The sequence below is a fragment of the Martinezella sp. CNPSo 3964 genome, from assembly GCF_057784375.1.
On the sequence record NZ_JBXSOW010000001.1, the window covers coordinates 209,020 to 233,170 of the forward strand.

A 24,151-nucleotide genomic window follows, 5' to 3' on the forward strand; every position below is an offset into this window, starting at 1 on the left:
TCCTGGAATTGCTCTAGTATCAGACCCCGAGCAGAACGCCGCCCAATGAAAAGGTCTCGCCGCTCATTGTCAGCGTTATTACGATAGCCAACAAAAACGCTGCAAAACAAGCAAAAATTAGTCCATCGACCCGATCCATGACGCCGCCATGGCCGGGAATCAGACGGCTGGAGTCTTTCACGCCAAACTTGCGCTTGACGAACGACTCGAACAGGTCGCCGATCTGGCTGCAGACGGAAAGCACCAGGGCAAGGAGAGGAATCCACAGGTCTTCGGCGGAAAAAAAGCTCCAGACCACCGCCGTTCCCGCGATTACGGCCGCGATAGCACCGCCGATAGCGCCTGACCAGGTCTTGCCCGGCGATATGCTCGGCGCGAGCTTCGGCCCGCCGATGGCTCGGCCGACGAAATAGGCAAAAATGTCGGTCGCCCATACCGTGGCAAAGACGAACAGCATCAGCACAAAGCCGCGAAAATCATCATCGCGGATCTCCGCAAGAGCAATCGCCGTCAATCCGGAATAGAATATGCCGCCCGGAAGCCACCAGCTCTTGCCACGTACGGCGACCATGATCGCCGTGACGGCAACGAAGGCGGCCAGAACCTCGATGGAATAGACGGATTCGCTCAATGCCGTCGCACCGGCGATCAATACGAGCCCAAGCCAGCCGAGCGCGTTTCCCTGAGGGTCGCGGCCGTGCAGATCCGATATCGTGGACCATTCATAATAGACGAGCAGGCCGATGACCGCGGCCAACAGGCGAAAACCTGAACCGCCATACCAGGTAGCGGCAAGAACGATGACGGCGAGGATAATGCCGGAGATGATGCGCAGCCTGAGTTCGCGACTCATCAGGACCCCACGGCCGCCGCCTGCTTGGCGGAAAGCCCACCAAAGCGCCGGTCGCGCGCAGCATATTTCTCCAGTGCGGCGAAGAAGAGATCGCGGCTGAAATCGGGCCAATAGTCCGGCACGAACATGAATTCCGAATAGGCCGCCTGCCAGAGCAGGAAATTCGAGAGCCGCTCTTCGCCGCTCGTGCGGATAATGAGATCCGGATCGGGAATGCCGGCGGTGTCCAGACGGGCATCGACCAGTTCCGGAGTGATATCCTGCGGGCGCAACCGCCCGGCCTCGACATCTTTTGCGAGGCCGGCAAAGGCACGCGTGATTTCGTCGCGCGAACCGTAATTGAAGGCAATGACCAGCGTCAGAGCCGTATTGTTCCTCGTGGTCTCCTCCGCCTCGATCAACAAGGGCAGGATATCGCCGCGCAGGCCGGTGCGATCGCCGATGACGCGGATGCGCACATTCTGACGATGAAGTTCGGCAAGGTCTCGTCGAATGAAGGCCTTGAGGAGGCCAAGGAGGTCGCTCACCTCGGCTTCGGGCCTGCGCCAGTTCTCCGAGGAAAAGGCAAACAGCGTCAGATATTTTATGCCGATGTCGCCGGCCGCCCGCACCGTCTCCCGGACCGCCTCCACGCCCTTGCGATGGCCCATGGTGCGCGGCAGGCCGCGCGCATTGGCCCAGCGACCGTTACCATCCATGATGATGGCAACGTGTTCAGGAACAACAGAGAACGTAGGAGCTGACATATGGGTCCAGTTTCGTTCGGCAGAAAGGAGTTCTGGCCTCGTAATCTAGGGCGCGGCCGCCGCTTTCAATATTGCGAAAATCGAAAGTGCGACATTCCCCAGCGTACGATCAGACCTGCATGATTTCCTTTTCTTTGTCGGCGAGCAAGCGGTCGATTTCCGAAATCGTCTCATCCGTCATCTTCTGCACACGTTCGGAGAGAGAGCGGCTCTCATCCTGGCCGATTACGCCATCCTTTTCGGCCTTTTTGAGGCCATCCATGCCATCACGGCGTACATGGCGAATCGCCACCTTCGCCTTTTCGGCATATTCATGGGCGACCTTCACCAACGAACGGCGACGCTCCTCGTTGAGCTCCGGCAGCGGGATGCGCAGGTTCTGGCCATCGACGATGGGATTGAGGCCGAGGTTGGATTCGCGGATGGCGCGCTCGACAGCGCTGACCATCGACTTGTCCCAAACCGACACAGTCAACATGCGCGGCTCCGGCACGGTGATATTCGCGACCTGGTTCAGCGGCATGCGCGAGCCATAGGCTTCGATCGTGACCGGATCGAGAATGTTGGCGGATGCACGTCCGGTGCGCAGCGAGGCGATGTCGCTCTTGAATGCCGCAATGGCGCCATCCATACGGCGCTTCAGTTCCTTGAGATCGCTGGCTTCACTCATGTCTATGCTCCCCTGTAATGAGGCGACACCGGGCCGACCCGGCGTCACAGGAATGTCAATTGTCTGATACGATGGTCTTGCGGCCGCCGCCGGTCAAGATTTCCGCGAAGCCGCCCTTCTCGTGAATGGAGAAGACGACGATCGGAATGGAATTTTCGCGTGCAAGCGCCACGGCGGCGATATCCATGACGGCAAGCCCCTTCTCGAGCACCTGGCTATGGGTGAGATGGTCGAAGCGCTCGGCATCGGGGAACTTCTTCGGATCGGCGGAATAGATGCCGTCGACCTGGGTACCCTTGAAGATCGCCTCGGCACCCATCTCGGCGGCGCGCAGCGCTGCAGCAGAATCGGTCGTGAAGAAGGGATTGCCCGTGCCGCCGGCAAAGATCACCACGCGGCCGAGCGAGAGATGATAGAGCGTGGCGCGCTGCGAGAAGCTTTCGCAGATTTCCGGCATGGAGATGGCCGAGAGCACGACTGTATCGATGTCGAGCTTGCGCAGCGAGGTTGCCAGCGCCAGCGCGTTGATGACTGTGCCGAGCATGCCCATATGGTCGCCGGTCACGCGGTCGCCACCCTTGGAGGCTACGGCAACGCCACGGAAGATATTGCCACCTCCGACGACGACACCAACTTCGACACCCATGGCGCGCGCTTCCGCGATATCGCCGGCAATCCGGTCGGCGACGGTGACGTCGATACCGAAGCCCTGGCTGCCCATCAGAGCTTCACCGGAGGCCTTGAGCAACACGCGCTTGTAGATCGGCTGGGACATCGTAGCTCCTTGAAGTGATCACCGGGGGAATGATTGTGAAAGCCGGATACACGAAGGGCACCGCGTTGTCACGCGATGCCCATACGTTTTCCCTGATATGGTTTCACCAAACCGGGATATGTCTCTTTTCGGCGATCAGCCCTTGGCGACGGCAGCAACTTCGGCAGCGAAGTCGGTTTCTTCCTTCTCGACGCCTTCGCCGAGGAGCAGACGGGCCATGCCGGTGATTTCGATCGGGGCGCCGGCGGTCTTTTCAGCTTCCTTGAGGGCGGCACCGACCGTCAGGTCCGGGTTGATGACGAAAGCCTGCGAGAGAAGAGCGACTTCCTCGAAGAACTTGCGCATGCGGCCTTCGACCATCTTTTCGATGATGGCTTCCGGCTTGCCGGATTCGCGCGACTGCTCGATGAAGACGTTGCGTTCGCGCTCGGCGACGGCTGCGTCGACTTCTTCGGCGCGGATAGCGAGCGGGTTGGTCGCAGCGATGTGCATGGCAACCTGGCGGCCGATCGACGTCAGAACGGCCTTGTCGCCGACCGACTTCAGGGCGACGAGAACGCCGAGCTTGCCGATACCGTCGCCGGCAGCGTTGTGGATGTAGGTCGCCACGACGCCGTGCTCGACTTCCAGCTTGGCGGCACGACGAAGCGTCATGTTCTCGCCGATGGTCGCGATTGCGTCCTTGATGGCTTCAGCGACAGGCTTGCCGGATGCCGGGTAAGTCGCAGCCGAAATGGCTTCGACCGTGCCGTTGGTGGACAGCGCGACTTCGGCGATGCCGCGAGCGAGGTCCTGGAAGGCATCGTTACGGGCAACGAAGTCGGTTTCGGAGTTGAGCTCGACGACGACAGCCTTGTGACCGGCGCCGGCAATGGCGACCAGGCCTTCAGCGGCGGTGCGGCCAGACTTCTTGTCGGCCTTGGAGATGCCCTTGGCGCGCAGCCAGTCGATCGCTGCTTCGATATCGCCGTTGGTTTCCGTCAGCGCCTTCTTGCAGTCCATCATGCCTGCGCCAGACTTTTCGCGCAGTTCCTTCACCAGTGCAGCCGTAATCTCGGTCATAAGCTTCCTCTTGTCGGTTCATACGGTGCGGCTGCGTTTTGAGCTTGAGCGGCACCGATTTGAGGGACGAAATGTACCCGTAAGTATGACAGCGTTATGAAGCAGCGTCATACTATGGAATTCTGTTTGGAACGTGCCTGGATTTACCGCCTACAGCGCCGTGCGTCATAAGTGACGCGCAAAGGTCGCTGCAGCACTTTAAATCCGCTGCATAATTTCACCCTTAAATCGATTTCGATTTAAGGAACTATGCAGTAGGCGAGGCGTTACCAAAAACGCGATAAGGCCGCTCGAACTTGTTGAAGTCGCAAACGGCCTTATCCCGGATGTCATTGCGCTTGGGCGGACAGTTTATTGTCCGCCTCGTGGCGCGATCAGGCTTCGGTGCCGTCCGCCAGGGTCGGCTCGACCGGAGCTTCTTCAGAAGCGCCGAGGTCACGGCCCGATGCGCTCTGCTGGCGAGCGATGCCGTCGATGGCAGCGCGCGAGATCAGGTCGCAGTAAAGAGCGATGGCGCGCGAGGCGTCGTCGTTGCCCGGGATCGGATAGTCGATCAGGTCCGGATCGCAGTTCGAGTCGATGATGGCGACGACCGGGATGCCGAGACGCTTGGCTTCGTCGATCGCGATCTTTTCCTTGTTGGTGTCGATGATGAACATCAGGTCCGGCGTGCCGCCCATGTCCTTGATACCGCCGAGGGCCTTGTCGAGCTTTTCGCGTTCGCGCTCGAGGTTCAGACGCTCCTTCTTCGTGAAGCCCTGGGCTTCGCCGGAGAGGATTTCGTCGAGCTTGCGCAGACGCTGGATCGAGTTGGAGATCGTCTTCCAGTTGGTCATCATGCCGCCGAGCCAGCGGGCGTTGACGTAATACTGAGCCGAACGCTTTGCGCTGTCGGCGATCAGTTCGGACGCCTGACGCTTGGTGCCGACGAACAGAACGCGGCCGCCACGGGCAACGGTGTCGCTGACAACCTGCAGAGCGCGGCTCAGCATCGGAACCGTCTGGGCGAGGTCGATGATGTGGATGTTGTTACGATCGCCGAAAATGTACGGCTTCATCTTCGGGTTCCAGCGATGCGTCTGGTGGCCGAAGTGAACACCTGCTTCGAGAAGCTGGCGCATAGAAAAATCGGGCAATGCCATGCCTTTGTATCCTTTTCCGGTTGAACCTCCGCAAGGCGAACAGCATCCTCTTCGAGAATGCCACCGGGCGGAAAAATCCGGATTTCTCCCGGACAATCCCATGCCTTACGTGTGGAATGCGGGTGCCCTTACATTCGATTCGCTTGGAATGCAAGGCTTTTGAAGCAAAAAACGATCGCGCCCCGCCCTCAAGCGGCGAGTTTGTTGAGCAGCGCCAGCATGACATTGGCGTCCGGCATGGGCAATACGGCATCGATTTCTGCGGGCAGCAGACCGGCAATCGCGCTGTCGGCATCGCCGGTCGCCGTGCCGAGCGGCCCGCGGAAGCCGTGCTTGGTCCAGGCGAGCTCCTGCAATCGCGGACTGATGAGAGCCTCAATCATGCGATCGACCTGTTCGTCGATGGCGATGAGCGGATGCGCGGAATAGACGGTCGGGTGCGGATAGAGCACGACGGGCTTGGCGCTGTTGCTCGCCTGCACCCGCTTCCAGCGCTGCGGATCGGCGATGATCCATTCCACCAGCTGATTCTCGTAGCCGACGATCATCGGTTCGCCACCAATGCCGCCGGCGAGATACTGCTCGAACAGCTTGCCCGACGACGACGACTTGAAACCCATGTTGCGGAAAATCGCCTGGGCCTTGTCGCCGAACTGCGCGAGAGCGTCCGCGCTCGCCACGTTGCCGCTCAAGAGACTCAGCACCAGGCCGGAAAACATGAAGCCGGAATTGGAACGATTCGGGTCGGTCGAGACGATCCTCGCCTGACCATAGAGCGAATTGACGCCAAGCTTCGACCAATTCGTCCCCGCAAGCACGGCATCCAGCAGCGCCTTGAGATCGAGCTGGTGTTGCCCCTCTGGCGTCGTGGTGACGAGCCCCGCCTTGGTCAATCCGTCGACCACAGGCTGCCAGGAATAGACGACGACGGGCGTGTTGAGGATGACGCGGTCGTTACGGATCTTGATGCCACCCTGCCGGGCGATATCGACCATGATCGACGAGGAGGGCCACAGGAAGGCCGGATTTTGCGACAGAAGCGCCTGCTCCCGCACCATCTCCACGGAGCCCGCGACACGGCTGTTGATTTCGAGCCCATGGCCGTGCAGCGCCGAGATCACATCCTGATCGGCGAGGAATGCTTCCTTCTCGCCGCCGATGAAGCCGAAGAGCTTGGTGCTGTTGCCGAGCAGGCCCTGCAGCTCGGGCCGGTCCTTGACGGCGAAATAGCCTCCGGTCCCTGCGACACCGGCGGCAAGAAGCCCTACTCCAAAAGCGCGGCGGGAAATGGCCATCAGCGTCCTATATCCTCTTTGAGCGAGGCCTGTATGAGGCGCAGCTCCGTATCAAGCGTATCGAGCCTGTCTTCGACCAGGCTGTCGGAATAATGTACGAAAGCGTCTTCCAGCTTGGTCAGTACGAGGCCGACCTCCTGCAGGCGTGCGGCATCCGGCTGGCGCTTCGCCTCGATGACGGCAAATCCCTCCGCTACCTCCGCCGCGCGCGGCAAATAATAGCTGAGGAACCGCCGGACGGTGCCGGCACTTTCCGGATTGGCCTCCACCTTGGCGAAGACGTCGGCGGCGATTTCCGCCAGATGCCGAACCCGCTTTGCCACGTCCTTGCTGCCGATCTGTTTTGCCGATGCCTCGAGCCTGTCGGCGGCAGGTGCCGCAGCGCTCAACAGGTCACGGGCAAATTCCATGCGTCCCCGGCCGATCGCCTTGGCATCCAGCCCCTCGAACATGCGCTTCGGCGCGAGCACGAAGATCAGGCCGACGAAAACGAAAAGACCGATGATCGCGGCGATCCATATCGGCATGCCGGCAAAGAAGCTGAGCAAAGGCACGACGATGGCGGCGGCAAGCCCCGCCACGATCCAGTTCCAGTCATTGCCGAACCAATTGCGCATTATCGTCCTAGAACAATTCCAGCAAAGGTGCGAAGCGGCTTCGCGTCCGGAATTGCGTGAAAACAAAGAGATAGAGCATTTCTGTTGCTTCGTTCAAAGCAGAAGTGCCCTAGTTATAGCCGCGCACTGCCCGGAATGCGCTGACCAGATCACCACGGCCATCGAAGACACGCGCCGCGGTTTCCTGCGCGAGCGCATCGAGCTGCCGCTTATCCGCATCGCCGAAGGTGATACCGAACACGGGCACATGCGGGTTGACCGCCGCCCACCGGCTCATGAAATCGCCATTGGCATCATCAGACTTTCCATCGGTCATGATGACAATTGCCGGCAGATAGGATGACAGATCTCCTGTGCCCTTCATCCAGTCAAGCGCCCGGCTCGCGCAGGCATACATGTCCGTGCCGCCGCCGGCGCGCTGGCGAGAAACCTGGTCGACCAGCATTTTCTGCTGAGCCGGATTTCCCGTACCCTCAAAGGTCGTTCGCACATTGGCGTCGAAGGGAATGACCATGATGCGATCGGCGGGCGTCCATTGCGCCAGAACCTTGCCTGTTTCATCCGGATTGAACAGGAACTGCATGGCCGCCTGGAGCTGTTCCTCGCCCTTGCCCGCCATCGAGCCCGAAAAATCGAGGCAGAGGGCGGTCAGCGACGGCTTGCGCAATGCAACCTGATAGAGATCCAGCGCCTGGCGGATCATGGCGGGCTCCGGCATGCGGATAGCCGTCACGATCCGGGTCGGATCGAAGTTCCATGTCGGGTCCGGCTTGGCGGCGATATCGGAAAGGGGAATGCGACGCCCGGTATCGGCGATGCGCTTCTGCACCGGGGCGGAGCGCAAATAGTCGACGAGCTGATTGAAGAAGGTCTCAACCTCCTGCCCTCGCCCGTGATCGACGAAGCCGATCGGCGAATCGGCAACGACGACGCCATCGGCCGGGTAGATTGCGTAAAGCGGCTCCTTGCCCATGCCGGTCAGCTTGTCGTTGGTTTCCTTCAGGATCGCCTCGTAGTTCCACATGGCGTCATAGAGCACGCCCTTGCCGGCCGAATCCGTGTAGAGATCCGCAAGCCAGCCGGACGAGCCCGAGGAACGCTCGACACCGGCAAGTAGCCCGCGAACCGCGCCCTGGACATCGGGCTTGTCGAGATCGCCAGGTTCGATGACAGGCTTGTTGCCGAGTGCGCTCGACAGCATGGCCAGATAGGCGCTGGCGCCGGAATTGGATTGCGTCGCCGATGTCATGAGAAACTTCAGCGAGCCGTTCTTCACCGCTGCCAATATGTCTTTCATATAGACCGGCTTGCCGACCCACCCGAGCGCCTCGGCCTTTGACTTGCGCACGCCGAGAATGACGGGCATCTGCGCGACCGACGTCAGCGACTTCACCCGGCGCTTTGTATCGAACATATCGACCCAGACGCCAGACGCCGGCCAGACGGCATCCTGCTCGACGCCCTGCTCGCTCTGGAGCGCCAGGCCGATATCCAGCGTGCCCTCATAGCTGAAGCTGCAGGTCGCCTTCTTTTCCTTGCAGAATTCCTCGACGATCGGCTGAAGAACCGTGTTTTCCGAGCCGGAGATGATCGAGAATTTCGGGCCTTGCCCGCCGATATTGCAGCCGCTCAGTGCGAGAGCTGCCACGAGCGTCAGGCCGGTAACGAATGTGCGGATTGTCATGCGAATTACCGCGCCTCGATCATTGCTTTCTTGAGCTCGATGGTCATTTTCTGCATTCGCTGTTCGGCCTCGGCCCGCTTGGCGCGGCCATCTTCCTGCACCTTCAGGACACCACCGATCGTGTCGATCAGGTCGCGATTGGCGGCGGCAAGCGTGTCGATATCGACGATACCGCGCTGCGATTGCTGTTCTATGGCGATCGCCTGATCCTTCATCATTTTCGATGCCTGGCGGATCATGTCGTTCGTGGCGTCGGTGACGGTCTTCTGCAGTTCAAGCGCGGATTTCTGCTGGGTCAGGCCGAGCAGAATCACCATCTTCTGCTTCCAGGCCGGTACGGTCAGCGCCGATGTTGCCTGCAGGTTCTCGATCAGCGTTTCATCACCGGCCTGAACGATTCTGATCTGCGGCAATTGCTGGATGCCGAGCTGGCGGGCCTGCTGCAGGTAGAATATGCGCTTTTCCAGACGGTCGAGCGCCTGGAGGCTGTCCTGATAGATCTGCGCCTCCAGCATGCCGCCGCCGGGATTGGCCGAGGCTGCATCGGCGGCACTTTTCAGTCGGGGAAGGTCGGTCGCGCGAAAACGCTCGGCGAAATCCTTGCCAGCCTGCACATAGGCATCGAGCTGCACGATAGATTGCTTTGTCTCCTCATGCAGATCGTCGAGGAGAGCAATATCCCGGCGCAGGATGTCCTTGTGCCGATCGAGCTCGAGGCCAATGCGGTCGATCTGGCCGGCGACATCCTCGAACTGCTCCTTGAAGCGCTCCAGCTTGGCCCTGAACGAGGAAAACATCCGTGACAGGAAACCCTCGTCCTTCAGTGAGGCCGGATCGAGCTTCTTCGACTTGACGATGATATCGGTCAGCAGCTTGCCGACCTCGCCGAGATCGCGATTGCGGACCTCGCGCAGGATACGATCGGAATAGTCGGAAACGGCTTGCTGGGCGCGATCGCCATAGACGGAGATGCCGGCACGGTCGGTCAGATCGATGCTGTCACCGATGCGGGCGATTTCCGCCGGGTCGGCTGTGACAGCCGGCAGCGTATTTTTGGAGCCGGCTGATATATCGGTATTGCTCATAGGTCGTGCTTTCTCGTCCATAGACTAGGGAGCCGACCGCAAAAATTGCCAATCGCCCCCAAGACGATGCCCCCCGCGCGCCCCACTGCAATTCAAGATCGAAACAAAGGGAAGTAACGCTTACCTCTGCGTGCCGATCATTTCACACAATAGTGAAACTTGGATCACAGTTTTATGACAGAGATTTCACGCCGGGAGCCGCACCGCAGAAGAGCTATTGGCAGGCCTTGTTATCGAGAACCTCGAGCTTGGTGAGCTTGCCGGTCAGCACGAAGTCGCCATAATCCATGGTGAGATCGCGCGTGATGCCGTTCTCATAGAGCTTGAAGGACATGCGATAGACGGGCATGGCGTCGCCCGTGGACTTTTCATTGAAATAAGCCACGGTCACCGGCCAGAAAGGCGTCGTGGCAAAGGCGCCAGCCTTGTCGGCATCGGGATCATCCTTGGCCGGTGTCTGCTCCTTTCCGACGACGGTGGTCGCGATCAACGGCTTGTCGCCGTCATCGGAACCGTCAAAGACCTGCGCCTCGAAGAAATTCTTGCCGAGCTTCGCATTGTGGATGATGTCGAGCATATGCTCCGTCGGGAAGCGGCTTTCGATGATCTGGACCTGCTTGTTGTGCGGCTGGGTGAGATCGACCTTTATGCCCTTCTGGTCGTCGCTTGCGGCACCGCGTACGTCCTTGTCGAGCTGGCTGTCGGTGTAGGACTTGGTCTCGAAGCGGAACAGGCGCTTGCTTAGATCCTCGAACGTCGTGGTCTGCTGGTCGCTGACGCGGGTGGAATCACCGGTATCGATCTTCGTCACGAAGCGGAAATTGGTGGTGAAGCCCGTGCAATCGGAGCCTTCGAACTCATAGACCATGCGGCCTACCATGCCGGAAATGCCGGACCGATCGGAGGCATCCTTCAATTCGAGATCGTAGACGGCGCGATGCGCGATCAGCCCGCTCGGACCGGCCGCATAGGCAGCAGAAGTCCCCAAAGACAGAATGCTCAGCCCCGAAATGACAGTAGCAGCAAGACTCGAGCGGAACATTCATTATCTCCTGTTGGACTCGCACGCGATGTTATAAGAACGCTTTCGGCTGAAACGAGGCTGCCGATCCTAAGTGACGGAATTTAGTCTTGATGCCGGATTTTTGAAGTTTTTACAACAAAACGGGAGATGAAAATGTCCGACGCTATTGAGGGCCGCCTGAAGGAACTCGGCATCGTTCTGCCGCAGGCTGCGGCACCGGCCGCCAACTACGTTCCCTACGTCATCAGCGGCAATCTCCTCTATCTCTCGGGCCAGCTGCCGATGGAAAACGGCAAGATCGGCGTGACAGGCCATCTCGGCAAGGACGTCGACGTTGCCGGCGGCCAGCGTGCTGCCGAACTCTGCGCCATCAACATCCTCGCTCAGGCAAAGGCGGCCCTCGGCGGCGATCTCGGCCGTATCAAGCGCCTGATCAAGCTGAACGGCTTCGTCGCCTCGACGCCTGATTTCGTCGAACAACACCTTGTGATCAACGGCGCTTCCAATCTTCTGGCAAATGTACTGGGCGAAGCTGGCAAGCATGCCCGCGCCGCCGTCGGCATGGCAGCCCTGCCGCTCAATGCCGCCGTCGAAATCGATGCCATTCTGGAAATCGCGTAATGAGCAAGCTTGCCTGGTTGACCGAACGTCCCGTCGCTCACCGCGGCTATCATGACATGAACGGCCAAGTCTGGGAGAACACGCTCTCAGCCTTCAGCCGCGCCATCGAAGCGGGTTTCGCCATCGAGTGCGACCTGCATTATGCCTCGGACGGCGTTCCGGTCGTCTTCCATGACGACGATCTGCAGCGCGTCTGCAACCTGCCGGGCGAAGTGCGCGAGCGCACCTCGGCCGAGCTCGGCCTGCTGTCGATCGGCGGCACCAAGGACAAGATCCCCACGCTGAAGCAGCTCCTGCGGCTTTGCGACGGCAAGGTGCCGCTGGTGCTGGAGCTGAAGGGACGCGAAGGCGACGATGATGGCTTTGCGGAATCCGTTCTTGAAGTGCTCGAAGGCTACAAGGGACATGTGGCCCTGATGAGCTTCGACCATTGGCTGCTCAAGGACCTCAAGGCGCTCGATGCACCCTACCCTGTGGGACTGACGGCCGAAGGAAACAAGCCTGAGACGTTTTTTCAGCATGACGAAGCCATGCATCTTGGGCTAGACTTCATTTCGTACTTCTACGGCCACCTGCCGAACCCTTTTGTCACGGCGCAGCGCCAGCGCGGCATTCCGGTCATCACCTGGACCGTGCGCGACGAAGCGGCCCGCAAACATACATTTGCCAATGCAGACCAGATGACCTTCGAAGGTTTTGACCCGCGCATAGTCTCGTAAATCGGGATCGACTGAAGGAGAGGCTTTGCGCAAACCCAAATTATCGCTGCGCCTGTGGCGCGTCCCATCCGACGCATGGCGCAGCGGTGAGAGCCCTCCCTTCCTTCTTAGCGCAAGAGTTTGATGACAGACGAATTATCCATTCGAGTCGAACGATCCTTCAAGAATATCGCTCCGGAAAGCTGGTCGAAGCTGGCCGGGGCGTCCAGAACCGGCAGCGTGCTGCCGTACAATCCCTTCGTCTCGCATGCCTTCCTGTCGTCGCTGGAGGAATCCGGCTCCGCGACCGACAAGACCGGGTGGCTCGGCAATCACCTGCTGCTGGAAACCGATGGCGGCGAACTGCTCGGCGCTGTCGTGGGCTACCTGAAGAGCCATAGCCAGGGCGAATATGTCTTCGACCATGGCTGGGCCGATGCTTTCGAGCGGGCCGGCGGCCGCTATTATCCCAAGCTGCAATGCTCCATTCCCTTCACGCCCGCCACGGGACCGAGGCTCCTCGTCGCCGAGGAACAGGACCGCAGCGTGCTGCAGCCGGCGCTGGCCGAAAGCCTCAAGGAAGTCACCCGGCAGCTCGGCGTTTCCTCCGCGCACATCACCTTCCTGCCCGAAGACGAAGCTTCGGTCTTCGAAGGCGATGGCTATCTGCATCGCACCGATCAGCAGTTCCACTTCATCAACGAAGGCTATGCCGATCACGACGCTTTTCTGGAGACACTGGCGTCGCGCAAGCGCAAGGCGCTGAAGAAGGAGCGGCGCGCGGCAGTCGAGCACGGCATTACCATCGACTGGCTGACCGGCAGCGATCTCACCGAAAACATCTGGGACCAATTCTTCGCCTTCTATATGGATACCGGCAGCCGCAAATGGGGCCGCCCCTATCTCACGCGGAAATTCTATTCGCTGATCGGCGAACGCATGCCTGACGATGTCCTGCTCGTCATGGCCAAGCGCGAGGGCCGCTATATCGCCGGCGCCATCAATTTCATCGGCGGCGAGACACTGTACGGCCGGCACTGGGGCTGCATCGAGGATCATCCCTTCCTGCATTTCGAGGTCTGCTATCATCAGGCGATCGATTTCGCGCTGAACAAGGGATTGAAACGGGTGGAAGCCGGCGCGCAGGGCGAGCACAAGCTGGCGCGCGGCTATCTTCCCGTTATCACCCATTCGGCGCACTATATCGGCCACCAGGGCTTGCGACGCGCCGTTGCCGACTACCTGAAGCATGAGCGGGAACAGGTGGAGGAGATGAGCGAAATCCTCACCGAGCACAGCCCCTTCCGCAAGGGTGAGCGGCAAGATATCTAACCATTCGGAATAAACACAAACGCAAGACGAGGAGACACTGGATGACCAGCCCCGCCTATGACGACAACAATATCTTCGCAAAGATCCTGAAGGGCGAGATACCTTCCTACCGCGTCTACGAGGATGAGCACACCGTTGCCTTCATGGACGTGATGCCGCAATCGCCTGGCCATACGCTTGTCGTACCGAAGGCTCCCTCGCGCAACATTCTCGACGCCGACCCGGCTGCCTTGCAGCAGGCGATCACGGTTGTCCAGAAAATCGCCATAGCGGTTCAGGAAGCCTTCGATGCCGATGGCGTCTATATTGCCCAGTTCAATGAGCCATCGGCCGGGCAGACCGTGTTTCATCTGCATTTCCACATCATCCCGCGGCTTGAAGGCGTCGCGCTGAAGCCGCATTCGGGCAAGATGGAGGATGGTGCGGTGCTGGCGGAAAACGCCAGGAAGATCATCGAAGCGCTGGCCTGAACTGGAGAGGCAGATGATTCGCCATACCGTCGCCTTCCGCCTGAAACACGAAGCTGGCTCGGCTGAAGAGGCCAGCTTTCTCAAGGACGCTCTTGTTCTGGAGAAGATACCGAGCGTCCGGAACTTCGAGCAGCTTCGGCAGACGAGCCCGAAAAACGACTTTACCTTCGGCTTCTCGATGGAATTCGATGACCAGTCAGTTACGACGCCTACAACGTCCACCCTGACCATGTCGCTTTCGTCAGAGATCGATGGGTGCCTGAAGTCGTGGCCTTTCTCGAAATCGACTACACGAACCTCTAGTATTACATTAACACATTCAAATAAGCATATAAAAAGGCTGCATTGTCTCCAATGCAGCCTTTCATTTTTCTCAGATCTTCGACCGGCGACTACTTGCGCGGAACCTTTGGAACCGTGCCACCGCCCTTGCGCGGCGACTTGCCCTCGGACTCGTCGCTCAACGTCGAGGCCTTGGCCGAGCGGCGGCTGTCAGCTGCCGTTGCAGCCTTGCCGACGCGGCTTCTGGCCTTGACGGTCGTATCACCGTCATCCTCTTCCACCTCGGCCGGTGCATCGCCCACTTCGGCCTCCGGCTTCGGCCGGATCGGAGCGGTATCGGCGATCGCATCGAGAAGGATGCCGGTCGAGCCGTCTTCCTTCTTGCCGACCGTGACGGTGACGACGCCACCCTTCTTCAGCTTGCCGAAAAGGATTTCGTTCGCCAGCGGCTTCTTGATGTTTTCCTGGATGACGCGCGCCAGCGGACGGGCGCCCATCTTGTCGTCGTAACCCTTCTCGGACAGCCAGCCGATGGCGTCCTCGTGCAGGTCGAAGGTCACGTTGCGTTCCGAAAGCTGTGCTTCCAGCTGCATGATGAACTTCTGCACGACCTTGTGGATGACCGTGGTCGGCAGCGGCGCGAAGGGAATGACCGCATCCAGACGGTTGCGGAATTCCGGCGTGAACATCCGGTTGAGAGCCTCTTCGTCCTCGCCCGTGCGCTTGGACGAACCGAAGCCGATGGCGGCCTTGGCCATTTCCGAAGCGCCCGCATTGGTCGTCATGATCAGGATGACGTTGCGGAAGTCGATCTTCTTGCCGTTGTGGTCGGTCAGCGCGCCGTGGTCCATGACCTGCAGCAGGATATTGAAGATATCCGGATGCGCCTTCTCGATTTCGTCGAGCAAAACCACGCTGTGCGGATGCTGGTCGACGCCATCGGTTAGGAGGCCGCCCTGGTCGAAGCCGACATAGCCGGGAGGTGCACCGAGCAAACGGGAAACCGTATGGCGCTCCATATATTCCGACATGTCGAAGCGCAGCAGTTCGACACCGAGCGACGACGCAAGCTGCTTGGCGACTTCGGTCTTACCGACGCCAGTGGGGCCGGAGAAGACATAGCAGCCGATCGGCTTGTTCGGTTCGCGCAAGCCCGCACGGGCCAGCTTGATCGAGGTCGAAAGGGCTTCGATCGCCGTATCCTGACCGTAGACGACCGAACGCAGCTCCTGTTCGAGGTTGGCGAGAACCATCTCGTCATCTTTCGATACCGTCTTCGGCGGAATGCGGGCCATGGTCGCGATCGTGACCTCGATCTCGCGCTCGGTGATCAGCTTGCGGCGCTTCGACGGCGGCAGCAGCATTTGCGCGGCACCCGTCTCGTCAATGACGTCGATCGCCTTGTCCGGCAGCTTGCGGTCGGAGATATAACGAGCCGACAGCTCGACAGCCGACTTGATGGCGTCGTTCGAGTAGCGCAGGTGGTGATACTCTTCGAAATAGGGCTTCAGGCCCTTCATGATTTCGATGGCATCCTCGATGCTCGGCTCGTTGACGTCGATCTTCTGGAAGCGGCGGACCAACGCCCGGTCCTTCTCGAAGAACTGGCGATATTCCTTATAGGTGGTCGATCCGATGCAACGAATCGCCCCCGAAGAAAGAGCCGGCTTCAGCAGGTTCGATGCATCCATCGCACCGCCGGAAGTCGCGCCCGCACCGATGACGGTGTGGATCTCGTCGATGAACAGCACGGCGCCCGGATATTCTTCGAGTTCCTTGACGACCTGCTTCAGACGTTCCTCGAAATCGCCGCGATAACGGGTGCCGGCAAGCAGCGTGCCCATATCGAGCGAAAAGATCGTGGCATCGGCCAGAGCTTCGGGAACCTTGCCCTCGACGATGCGCTTGGCAAGGCCTTCGGCAATCGCCGTCTTGCCGACGCCGGGATCACCGACATAGAGCGGATTGTTCTTCGAGCGACGGCACAGCACCTGGATGGTCCGGTTGACCTCCGAGTGACGGCCGATCAACGGATCGATCTTGCCGTTCTTGGCCTTCTCGTTGAGATTGACGCAATAGGCCTTCAGCGCGTCCTGCTGCTTCTTGCCATTCCCTTCCTCCTGCTCGCCGCGGGAGGTCGGCTTGCTTTCGGATTCGCTTTCCTCAGCGCCTCGGGGCGTGCGGGTCTGGGAGGAACCCGGGCGCTTGCCGATGCCGTGCGAGATATAGTTGACCGCGTCGTAGCGGGTCATTTCCTGCTCCTGCAGGAAGAAGGCCGCATGGCTTTCCCGTTCGGCGAAAATCGCGACGAGAACATTGGCACCCGTCACTTCCTCGCGGCCGGAAGATTGTACATGGATCACGGCGCGCTGGATGACGCGCTGGAAGCCGGAGGTCGGCTTCGAGTCCTCGTCATAGCCCGTGACCAGGTTGGAGAGTTCATTATCGACGTATTCAGTCAGAGTCTTACGGAGCGCGTCGAGATCAACATTGCACGCGCCCATGACAGCTGCGGCATCGGCGTCGTCTACCAGCGCCAAAAGCAGATGTTCCAGCGTGGCATACTCGTGATGCCGCTCGTTCGCGTAGGTCAGTGCCTGATGCAGCGCCTTCTCAAGACTAGGCGAAAATGTTGGCACGTTCAGATCCTCACTTCTTTTCCATAACACATTGCAGCGGATGCTGGTGCTGCCGGGCAAAGTCCATCACCTGGCTCACCTTCGTTTCGGCTACTTCATATGTATATATCCCGCATTCGCCCACGCCATGGTTGTGGACATGAAGCATGATGCGGGTGGCACCTTCTAGATCCTTTTGGAAGAAACGCTCCAGGATATGGATCACGAAGTCCATGGGCGTATAGTCGTCATTCAGAAGCAGCACGCGATACAGGTTCGGTTTTTTGGTCTTGGGCTTGGTACGTGTGATGACCGAGGTCCCACGGTTTCCGTTGTCCCCGTTCCTTTCGCTGTTGTTTTGCATCCGGATCGGCTCAGCGATCATTTCATTCATTCCTCAAATCATCCGGCAGAAGCTATCGCATTCCGACTTGGCACTGGGTTGGTTTCTTCACTTGGTCGGGCCGGATATCCGAACCTCTAACTTAGTTCATATTGGCGTGATTTTAAGCCCCTTGCGGGACACTGCAATCACAATTCGCTGACAAAACGGGCTGCGGTCAAAAAAGTCGCTGCATATCGTCACGTCCGGTTCAGCGCGCCAAAACGCAAAAGACCGGCCACGCATCGCGCAGCCGGCCTTTCCTGAAATTTTGCCTTTCGGCGAAAGTTTAAGCGGCGGTCGCCGTTGCTGCTGCCTTGCTGGCAGCCTTCGTCGCAGCCGCAACGGGCGCTTCGTAAGGCTTGTAGGCGTTCTTGGCGAGATCGGCATACATTTCGCCGAGCTTCGTGGCTTCAGCGACGAAGTTTTCGTAGGAGGACTTCACATAGCTGCTCTGCAGTTCGAAGGCAGCTTCGAAGCTCTTGACGCCGGCGAGCGTTTCGAAATGTGCAACGCCATCCTGGAACGACTTCTTGGAGTATTCAGCAGCTTCAGCAGCAATCGCCTGAAAGCCCTTGGTGACATCGGAATAGCTCTTCAGCGCCGTGTCCATGGCTTCCTTGCCCTTCTTGTTTGCTTCATCGAAATTGAACATGCTTCTCCGTCCCTTGTTGGCCGGCCGGCGGCCGGTTTACAGGGACAAAGGTTAAATGCGACGCACAATTAGTCAAGTAGTCTTGTGCGACGCAATATCACCTTTTGGTTGCATTTCGAATGACAACGCAATGTCAGCAACAGTGAGTGCGCCGCATCATTTTGTTTTTCCTAATATATATCATTGCGCCTGCAACCACAGGCTTTGATTAAAATATTGGCATTTAGGCCAAAGAAGCTACCGTAGATCAGAACGGCCACGGAATGATCAAATTGGCGATTGCCAAAGAAAAAGGCCGTATTTCAATGAAATACGGCCCGAATATTCAATCGCTATACGCGACCAATATAATTAGAGATCGACGTCCAGAATGGCCATCGAGAAATTATAGGAGCGATCGCCATCTTCGTCGTCAATGTAGACGACACCCAGAAACTCTTCACCGAGATAGACTTCAGCCGAATCGTTCTTGCGCGGGCGAGCCTTCACCACGACCTGCGGGTTGAACGTGCGCTTGAAATAGGCGTCGAGTTTCTTGATTTCTTCTGGCTTCACAATGCTTCTCCGTGAGGATCTCGGTTGGCCGCTTCTTGCATAGGAAAAGCGGCGGTGTAAAGACCGGAACCGCGCATAGCTCCCCAGCGACAGCGCAAGCCTCCGAAAGTCAGTCTGGATTTTCCTAGATTCCCGCGCCCATGATCTGATCCACGACCAATTGCTCTGCCAAGAGCTGGTCCATCGAGCGTGAGGGTTCCGAACACCCTGCTTCTCCGACCACCTTGGCCGGCACGCCGGCAACGGTCGTCTTGGCGGGTACTTCCTTGAGTACCACCGAGCCGGCGGCGATGCGCGAGCAATGGCCAATCTGGATATTGCCGAGGATCTTGGCTCCCGCGCCGATCAAGACGCCATGGGCGATCTTCGGGTGGCGGTCGCTGCCTTCCTTGCCGGTGCCGCCAAGCGTGACGCCATGCAGGATCGAGACGTTATCGCCGATCACGGCCGTTTCGCCCACCACAAGGCCGGTCGCGTGATCGAGGAAGATGCCCTTGCCGATACGCGCCGCCGGATTGATGTCGGTCTGGAAGACGCTGGAGGATCGGCTCTGCAGATAGAGCGCGAAATCGCGGCGGCCGCGATTATACAGCCAGTGCGCCAGGCGGTGCGTCTGCAGCGCGTGGAAGCCTTTGAAATAAAGAACAGGCTCCAGGAACCGCAGGCAGGCGGGATCGCGATCGTAAACGGCCTGGATATCGACGCGAAGGATCGATCCCCATTCCGGCCAGTCTGCCAGCATTTCCTCAAAGGTCTGCCGCAGGAGGATGGCCTGCATGTCCGGATGGTCGAGGCGCTCGCAGATGCGATAGATGACGCATTCCTCCAACGAACGATGATTTATGATCGTCGAATAGAGGAAAGCGGCAAGCAGTGGGTCCTGTGCGGCAGCAGCGCGTGCTTCCTCGCGCATGCTGTCCCAGATCGGGTCCATGACCTTCACTGCGCCCAAGCCTTCTACCTGGCGAATATCCGTTGCTGCGACCATTGGCGGTCTCCCGATTTTCTGTCAGGGGTGCATTATATAGAATAAATGCCACACAAGACAAATGGGTTGGTCGCGCATGAATTTCGAGCATGACTTTGCCGGGGGGTCCATTCGCGCGACATGCGGCGATGCCATAGGCACGATCACGATCGGCAACCCCGATAGAAAGAATGCCGTGACAGCCGCCATGTGGCGCGCCATCCCACAGGCAGTGCGCATTCTGACCGATGAGGCGCATGCGCATGTGATCATCCTGCGCGGCACAGGCACGGACTTTTCGGCCGGCGCCGATATCAGCGAATTCGACAGCGTGCGCAAGAATTCCGAGACGGCGGTCGCCTATGAAGCGCTGAACAGCCAGGCCTTTACCGCCATCCGCCACTGCCGCGTACCGACGATAGCAGCGATCCGAGGCATCTGCTACGGCGGCGGCTTCGGGCTTGCTGCCGCCTGTGATCTGCGCATCGCCGAAAGAGGCGCACGGTTTTCCGTGCCCGCCGTTCGCCTCGGCATCGCCTATCCCGCCGACGCCGTGCAGGATATCGTCAACGCGCTCGGGCCGCAGATGGCCAAGGTCACGCTATTCACCGGTGCTCCGATGTCGAGCGAGAAGATGGTTGCCGCCGGCTTTCTTCTGGAAGAAACCGAGGCAGACGTATTCGATGGCGAAGTCTCTGCCCTCGCCCATGCGATCGCCGCCAATGCACCGATCGCGCTGCACGCCTCGAAACTCGCGATCCGCGCCGTCATCGAGCAGGACGGCGACCTGTTGCGCGAGGCGGAAGTGATCGGTGCCGAGACTTTCGACAGCGCTGATTATGCCGAAGGCCGCGCCGCCTTTGCAGAGCGACGAAAGCCGCACTTCACCGGCAAGTGACCTAGAGCGATTCCTCGTTCGCGGAATCGATCTATCTCTTTTTCTACGCAACTCCGGACGGAAAACCGCTGCGCACTTTTCCTGGAATTGCTCTAGCGCCTGTCGAGACGCTGGTAGAATTCCAGAACCGCCGCCTTGAAGATCTTGTCGCCGACAGCGAGCATGTGATCACGGTTCGGAATGTCTATGGCCTCGGCGTTCGGCATCAAAGCGGCGAGTTCATGACCGGAGCCGGCGATATCGTCCTTGGTGCCGACTGCAATCAAGGTCGGCGCCTCGATCTTCGCCACATCCTCTCTTGCCGCCAGGTCGCGCGAGCCCTGGATGCAGGCGGCCAACGCCTGACGGTCGCTCTTGGTCTGCTCGGCAAAGGCACGGAACATGCGGCCGCGCGCATGGGTGACATCGTCGAGCGAGGGCGCAACCAGCGCATCGGCGATCGGGTCCCAGTCACCGACGCCCTCGACCATGCCGATACCAAGGCCCCCCAGCACCAGCGAGCGGACGCGATCGGGATGCGCGATCGCCATGAAGGTCGAAACGCGGGCGCCCATGGAATAGCCCATGACGTGCGCCTCGGGGATGCCCAGATGGTCAAGAAGGGCAACGGCATCCTCGGCCATGATCCAGGGATGGTAGACATCAGCATCATAGAGCTTGTCGCTCAAACCGTGGCCGCGATTATCAATGGCGATGACACGATAACCCGCCTCACCGAGCGTCTTCAGCCAACCGGGATTGACCCAGTTGGCAATCGCAGTCGAAGCGAAACCGTGAATGAGCAGCACCGGCGGGCCGTTCGGATCGCCTTCATCGAAAAAGGCGAGCTTCAATCCGTCTCGGACAAAATGGGACATCGGGGGAGCATTCAAATTCATGGCTTTGTCTTTGCAAGCTAGATCCTGTCGGCGCCGGACCATATTTTATCGGTGATACCAAATGAACCCTAAGCCTGCGAAAATCTCTGCATCAAGCCGGACTTTCGCACTACACAATCGGGAAGAAGGATTATAAAGAGGGGCTACCAAGTCTGGCGCAACATTCATGCCGCTTTCGGCAAGACGCATTCGGAGATCATCATGGCCGGCCATAATATTCCCCATTTCCAGAACGACGGCGGACATCGCGTCATCGAAATCGGCGTGAAGGAATTCATGTGCACCGGCGCCTCGATTCCCTATGATCATCCGCACATCTTCATCGATCTCGGCGACGAGAGCGAGAAGGTCTGCTCCTACTGCTCGACGCTTTACCGCTACAATCCGTCGCTGAAGGCGGACCAGACCAACCCGGCTGGCTGCGTCTTCCATTTCAAGGCAGCGTGATAGCGTAGCCTTCGATCGGACATAGGGACATGCCGATCAAAGCAGCCGCAATCATCGGCGCCGGAATAGCCGGATTGACGGCGGCGCTGGCGCTGGCGAGACATGGCATTGCCTCCGACATTTTCGAACAGGCAGAGGTGCTGACCGAAGTCGGCGCCGGCCTGCAGATTTCACCGAATGCTTCTCGCATCCTCGATACGCTTGGCGTACTCGTCAAGCTTCGGTCCGTTTGGCTGGAGCCGGAGGAAGTTCGGCTCGTATCCGGCTCGGCGCTGCGTCCCGTTGCATCCGTTCCCTGTGGAAAATTTGCAAGAGAGCGATGGGGCGCGCCCTATGGCACCGCGCATCGGGCGACCCTGCAGAAAGCGCTTCTCGAAGCCGTGAACTCCAATGAGCTCTGCAGGCTGCATCTCGGCCGGCAGATCGATATCAGAAACAAGCGGGCGCTCGAGGAGATGGCCGGAAGAGAATTCGATCTCGTCATCGGTGCCGATGGCGTTTGGTCAAAGGCGCATGCGATGGTGCCTGGAGCGCCCTCGCCGCTCTTCTCCGGCAATATTGCCTGGCGCTTCTCGATTGCCGAGGCGGCGGCGCCGGGCATCCTGGACAAGACCAGCGTCACGGCGTTTCTCGGGTCTTCCAGCCATCTCGTCTGCTATCCCATCCGTGAAAATGCAGCCTTTAACATCGTCGCCATCGTCTCCGGCAGCAGCGCCAACCGCGATTGGGGTGCCGCCGGCAGCAAAACGCAGCGCGAGCATATGCTGCGAGGCTTTTCCGGCTGGAACGCAACGATCCTGCAAATGCTCGAAGCCCAGCAACAGGCGAGCTTCTGGCCGCTCTATGAAATGAAGGACGGCCGGTGGCACAATGGCAGCGATACGATCCTGATCGGGGATGCTGCGCACGCGATGATGCCGTTTGCGGCTCAGGGCGCGGCCATGGCGATCGAGGACGCCTTCGAACTCGCCGGACTGCTTTCGGCCCGATCACCGGCGCAAGCCTTCGAGCTCTATGAAAAGCATCGAGCGCCGCGGATCGCTCGCCTGCGCCAGCGTGCAGCCTTCAATCAATTTGCCTATCACGCCCGCGGCCCGATCCGCTTGGCGCGCGATCTCGTTCTCTCACTTCGCCCGCCGCAAAGCCTCGCGGCGGACATGGACTGGATCTACGGCTATCGCGCCATCGGCTGATCAGACCGCTTTGGCTGCAGCAAAGCCCTTTTCGATATCCGCCTTGATATCGGCGACGTCTTCCAGGCCGATCTGCAGGCGGATGACTGGCCCCTCCTTTGGAGCCTTGGTCACGCGCCGGTCGTTGAGGTTGACCTGCAAGGCAAGGCTTTCGAAGCCGCCCCAGGAGTAGCCGAGACCGAAAATACGCAAGGCATCAAGGAAGGCGTGCGCCTTCACCTTGAACTTCTGTGGATCGTCGACGGCGAGAACGAAAGAGAAGATGCCGCTTGCACCCTTGAAGTCACGCTTCCAAAGATCGTGACCCGGGAAGCTTGGCAGGGCTGGATGCAGCACGCGGGCGACTTCTTCCCTGCCCTCAAGCCACTGTGCGATCGCCAGAGCGCTTTCCTGGTGACGCTCCAGGCGTACGCCCATGGTGCGCAAACCGCGCAGTACTTGATAGGCATCATCAGGCGCGCCGCAAATGCCGAGCTGGCCATGCGCATCGAGCAGCTGCTTCCAGTGCGTCTCATTGGCCGACACGGTTCCCATCAGAATATCGGAATGGCCGGCCGGATACTTCGTCACCGCGTGGATGGAAACGTCGACACCGTGATCAAGCGGCTTGAAATAGAGCGGCGTCGCCCAGGTATTGTCCATGGTGACGACACAGCCGTGGCGGTGAGCTGCAGCGGAAATCGCCGGAATATCCTGCATTTCGAAGGTGTTGGAGCCTGGCGCTTCGGTATGAACCAACCGGGTGTTCGGCTTGATCAGTTGCTCGATGCCGGCGCCGACAAGCGGATCGTAATAATCCACCTCGATGCCGAGGCGCTTCAGCATGGTATCGCAGAAGAAGCGCGTGGGGCCGTAAACCGAATCAACGACCAGCGCGTGATCGCCGGCGGACAAGTAGGCAAGGAACGGCACGGTGACTGCCGCAAGCCCGGATGGCACGATAACCGTTCCAGCCGACCCTTCCAGCGCATCCATCGCCTCGCATAGCGCATCCGTCGTCGGCGTGCCGCGCGTGCCATAGGTATATTTCTGGTCGTGCGTCTCCATCACCCGGGCATTGGGGAACAGCACCGTCGAAGCATGCACCACGGGTGGATTGACGAAGCCGTGATAATCAAAGGGCGAATTGCCGATATGGGACAAACGCGTGTTGATGCCGGCGTTGTGCAGGAAGTTGTCTTTGTCTTTCATGTCCGGATATG

The 24,151-nt window shown here is 59.4% G+C and carries 25 protein-coding genes and 1 pseudogene; 8 read left to right on the plus strand and 18 right to left on the minus strand.

The annotated features are described in order from the left end of the window. Positions 1 to 19 precede the first annotated feature (19 nt). The 11 genes from AC13Q5_RS01025 to AC13Q5_RS01075 form a co-directional block, all read right to left on the minus strand. Positions 20 to 853 (minus strand): phosphatidate cytidylyltransferase, encoded by an 834-nt coding sequence (locus tag AC13Q5_RS01025; protein WP_075852511.1) that lies wholly within the window; start codon positions 851 to 853, stop codon positions 20 to 22. After that, entirely contained in the window at positions 853 to 1,599 is a 747-nt protein-coding gene (locus AC13Q5_RS01030) for an isoprenyl transferase (RefSeq protein WP_075852510.1), read from the minus strand. Before AC13Q5_RS01030 ends, AC13Q5_RS01025 begins: the two co-directional genes overlap by 1 nt. Positions 1,600 to 1,708: 109 nt before the next feature. Further along, positions 1,709 to 2,269, minus strand: a complete 561-nt coding sequence (frr, locus tag AC13Q5_RS01035) for a ribosome recycling factor (RefSeq protein WP_075852509.1) — start codon at positions 2,267 to 2,269, stop codon at positions 1,709 to 1,711. Between the two features lie 55 nt (positions 2,270 to 2,324). Beyond that, positions 2,325 to 3,044, minus strand: a complete 720-nt coding sequence (pyrH, locus tag AC13Q5_RS01040; protein ID WP_075852508.1) for a UMP kinase — start codon at positions 3,042 to 3,044, stop codon at positions 2,325 to 2,327. Positions 3,045 to 3,179: 135 nt separating this feature from the next. Beyond that, the gene (gene tsf / locus AC13Q5_RS01045) at positions 3,180 to 4,106 is read right to left on the minus strand and encodes a translation elongation factor Ts (protein ID WP_457882316.1); all 927 of its coding nucleotides are present in this window, start codon (positions 4,104 to 4,106) and stop codon (positions 3,180 to 3,182) included. 374 nt (positions 4,107 to 4,480) lie between these two features. Continuing rightward, the gene (rpsB, locus tag AC13Q5_RS01050; protein WP_047633284.1) at positions 4,481 to 5,248 is read right to left on the minus strand and encodes a 30S ribosomal protein S2; all 768 of its coding nucleotides are present in this window, start codon (positions 5,246 to 5,248) and stop codon (positions 4,481 to 4,483) included. Positions 5,249 to 5,436: 188 nt separating this feature from the next. Next, positions 5,437 to 6,543: a substrate-binding domain-containing protein gene (locus AC13Q5_RS01055; protein ID WP_075852506.1), complete on the minus strand. Its 1,107-nt coding sequence runs from the start codon at positions 6,541 to 6,543 to the stop codon at positions 5,437 to 5,439. Next, positions 6,543 to 7,160 (minus strand): 5-bromo-4-chloroindolyl phosphate hydrolysis family protein, encoded by a 618-nt coding sequence (locus tag AC13Q5_RS01060; protein ID WP_488500610.1) that lies wholly within the window; start codon positions 7,158 to 7,160, stop codon positions 6,543 to 6,545. Before AC13Q5_RS01060 ends, AC13Q5_RS01055 begins: the two co-directional genes overlap by 1 nt. A 109-nt stretch (positions 7,161 to 7,269) precedes the next feature. After that, positions 7,270 to 8,844, minus strand: coding sequence for a substrate-binding domain-containing protein (locus tag AC13Q5_RS01065; protein ID WP_488500611.1), 1,575 nt, complete (start codon positions 8,842 to 8,844; stop codon positions 7,270 to 7,272). A 5-nt stretch (positions 8,845 to 8,849) separates the two neighbouring features. Continuing rightward, complete coding sequence (locus AC13Q5_RS01070) at positions 8,850 to 9,929, minus strand: toxic anion resistance protein (RefSeq protein WP_488500612.1); 1,080 nt, start codon at positions 9,927 to 9,929, stop codon at positions 8,850 to 8,852. A gap of 214 nt (positions 9,930 to 10,143) precedes the next feature. Next, complete coding sequence (locus AC13Q5_RS01075; RefSeq protein ID WP_457882320.1) at positions 10,144 to 10,971, minus strand: cell envelope integrity EipB family protein; 828 nt, start codon at positions 10,969 to 10,971, stop codon at positions 10,144 to 10,146. A 135-nt stretch (positions 10,972 to 11,106) separates the two neighbouring features. On the opposite strand from AC13Q5_RS01075, the gene AC13Q5_RS01080 reads away from it, so the two are divergent. From AC13Q5_RS01080 to AC13Q5_RS01100, 5 genes and pseudogenes are all read left to right on the plus strand, one after another. Then, positions 11,107 to 11,574 carry a RidA family protein gene (locus tag AC13Q5_RS01080; RefSeq protein WP_092715564.1) on the plus strand — a complete coding sequence of 156 codons (468 nt, stop codon included), beginning with the start codon at positions 11,107 to 11,109 and terminating at the stop codon, positions 11,572 to 11,574. After that, on the plus strand, positions 11,574 to 12,293 hold the full coding sequence (locus tag AC13Q5_RS01085) for a glycerophosphodiester phosphodiesterase (protein WP_075852500.1): 720 nt from the start codon (positions 11,574 to 11,576) through the stop codon (positions 12,291 to 12,293). The genes AC13Q5_RS01080 and AC13Q5_RS01085 overlap by 1 nt, the downstream gene beginning before the upstream one ends. 123 nt (positions 12,294 to 12,416) lie before the next feature. Further along, positions 12,417 to 13,604 carry a GNAT family N-acetyltransferase gene (locus AC13Q5_RS01090; RefSeq protein ID WP_488500613.1) on the plus strand — a complete coding sequence of 396 codons (1,188 nt, stop codon included), beginning with the start codon at positions 12,417 to 12,419 and terminating at the stop codon, positions 13,602 to 13,604. A 41-nt stretch (positions 13,605 to 13,645) separates the two neighbouring features. Further along, positions 13,646 to 14,074, plus strand: a complete 429-nt coding sequence (locus AC13Q5_RS01095) for an HIT family protein (RefSeq protein WP_488500614.1) — start codon at positions 13,646 to 13,648, stop codon at positions 14,072 to 14,074. Positions 14,075 to 14,087: 13 nt separating this feature from the next. Next, positions 14,088 to 14,377 (plus strand): annotated as a pseudogene (locus AC13Q5_RS01100) (Dabb family protein). Positions 14,378 to 14,466: 89 nt separating this feature from the next. On the opposite strand, the gene clpA reads toward AC13Q5_RS01100, so the two are convergent. From clpA to cysE, 5 genes are all read right to left on the minus strand, one after another. Continuing rightward, positions 14,467 to 16,995, minus strand: a complete 2,529-nt coding sequence (clpA, locus tag AC13Q5_RS01105) for an ATP-dependent Clp protease ATP-binding subunit ClpA (RefSeq protein ID WP_488500615.1) — start codon at positions 16,993 to 16,995, stop codon at positions 14,467 to 14,469. A 10-nt stretch (positions 16,996 to 17,005) separates the two neighbouring features. Then, the gene (gene clpS / locus AC13Q5_RS01110; RefSeq protein WP_041677877.1) at positions 17,006 to 17,359 is read right to left on the minus strand and encodes an ATP-dependent Clp protease adapter ClpS; all 354 of its coding nucleotides are present in this window, start codon (positions 17,357 to 17,359) and stop codon (positions 17,006 to 17,008) included. Positions 17,360 to 17,645: 286 nt separating this feature from the next. Continuing rightward, positions 17,646 to 18,011: a phasin family protein gene (locus tag AC13Q5_RS01115; protein ID WP_075852495.1), complete on the minus strand. Its 366-nt coding sequence runs from the start codon at positions 18,009 to 18,011 to the stop codon at positions 17,646 to 17,648. Positions 18,012 to 18,362: 351 nt separating this feature from the next. Further along, positions 18,363 to 18,566: a DUF3126 family protein gene (locus AC13Q5_RS01120; protein WP_015339784.1), complete on the minus strand. Its 204-nt coding sequence runs from the start codon at positions 18,564 to 18,566 to the stop codon at positions 18,363 to 18,365. 124 nt (positions 18,567 to 18,690) lie between these two features. Further along, on the minus strand, positions 18,691 to 19,554 hold the full coding sequence (gene cysE, locus AC13Q5_RS01125) for a serine O-acetyltransferase (protein WP_457882328.1): 864 nt from the start codon (positions 19,552 to 19,554) through the stop codon (positions 18,691 to 18,693). A 76-nt stretch (positions 19,555 to 19,630) separates the two neighbouring features. Here cysE and AC13Q5_RS01130 point away from each other — a divergent pair, with 76 nt between their 5' ends. Further along, positions 19,631 to 20,431 carry an enoyl-CoA hydratase-related protein gene (locus AC13Q5_RS01130; protein WP_488500616.1) on the plus strand — a complete coding sequence of 267 codons (801 nt, stop codon included), beginning with the start codon at positions 19,631 to 19,633 and terminating at the stop codon, positions 20,429 to 20,431. 92 nt (positions 20,432 to 20,523) lie between these two features. Here the strand turns inward: AC13Q5_RS01130 and AC13Q5_RS01135 are convergent, their stop codons facing one another. Further along, on the minus strand, positions 20,524 to 21,309 hold the full coding sequence (locus AC13Q5_RS01135; RefSeq protein ID WP_488500617.1) for an alpha/beta fold hydrolase: 786 nt from the start codon (positions 21,307 to 21,309) through the stop codon (positions 20,524 to 20,526). 201 nt (positions 21,310 to 21,510) lie between these two features. Between AC13Q5_RS01135 and AC13Q5_RS01140 the strand changes: the two genes are divergently transcribed. Beyond that, positions 21,511 to 21,756 carry a zinc-finger domain-containing protein gene (locus AC13Q5_RS01140; RefSeq protein ID WP_075852492.1) on the plus strand — a complete coding sequence of 82 codons (246 nt, stop codon included), beginning with the start codon at positions 21,511 to 21,513 and terminating at the stop codon, positions 21,754 to 21,756. 29 nt (positions 21,757 to 21,785) lie between these two features. Next, positions 21,786 to 22,949, plus strand: a complete 1,164-nt coding sequence (locus AC13Q5_RS01145) for an FAD-dependent monooxygenase (RefSeq protein ID WP_488500618.1) — start codon at positions 21,786 to 21,788, stop codon at positions 22,947 to 22,949. On the opposite strand, the gene AC13Q5_RS01150 is transcribed toward AC13Q5_RS01145, so the two are convergent. Continuing rightward, the gene (locus AC13Q5_RS01150; RefSeq protein ID WP_075852490.1) at positions 22,950 to 24,140 is read right to left on the minus strand and encodes a cystathionine beta-lyase; all 1,191 of its coding nucleotides are present in this window, start codon (positions 24,138 to 24,140) and stop codon (positions 22,950 to 22,952) included. Between the last annotated feature and the right edge of the window lie 11 nt (positions 24,141 to 24,151).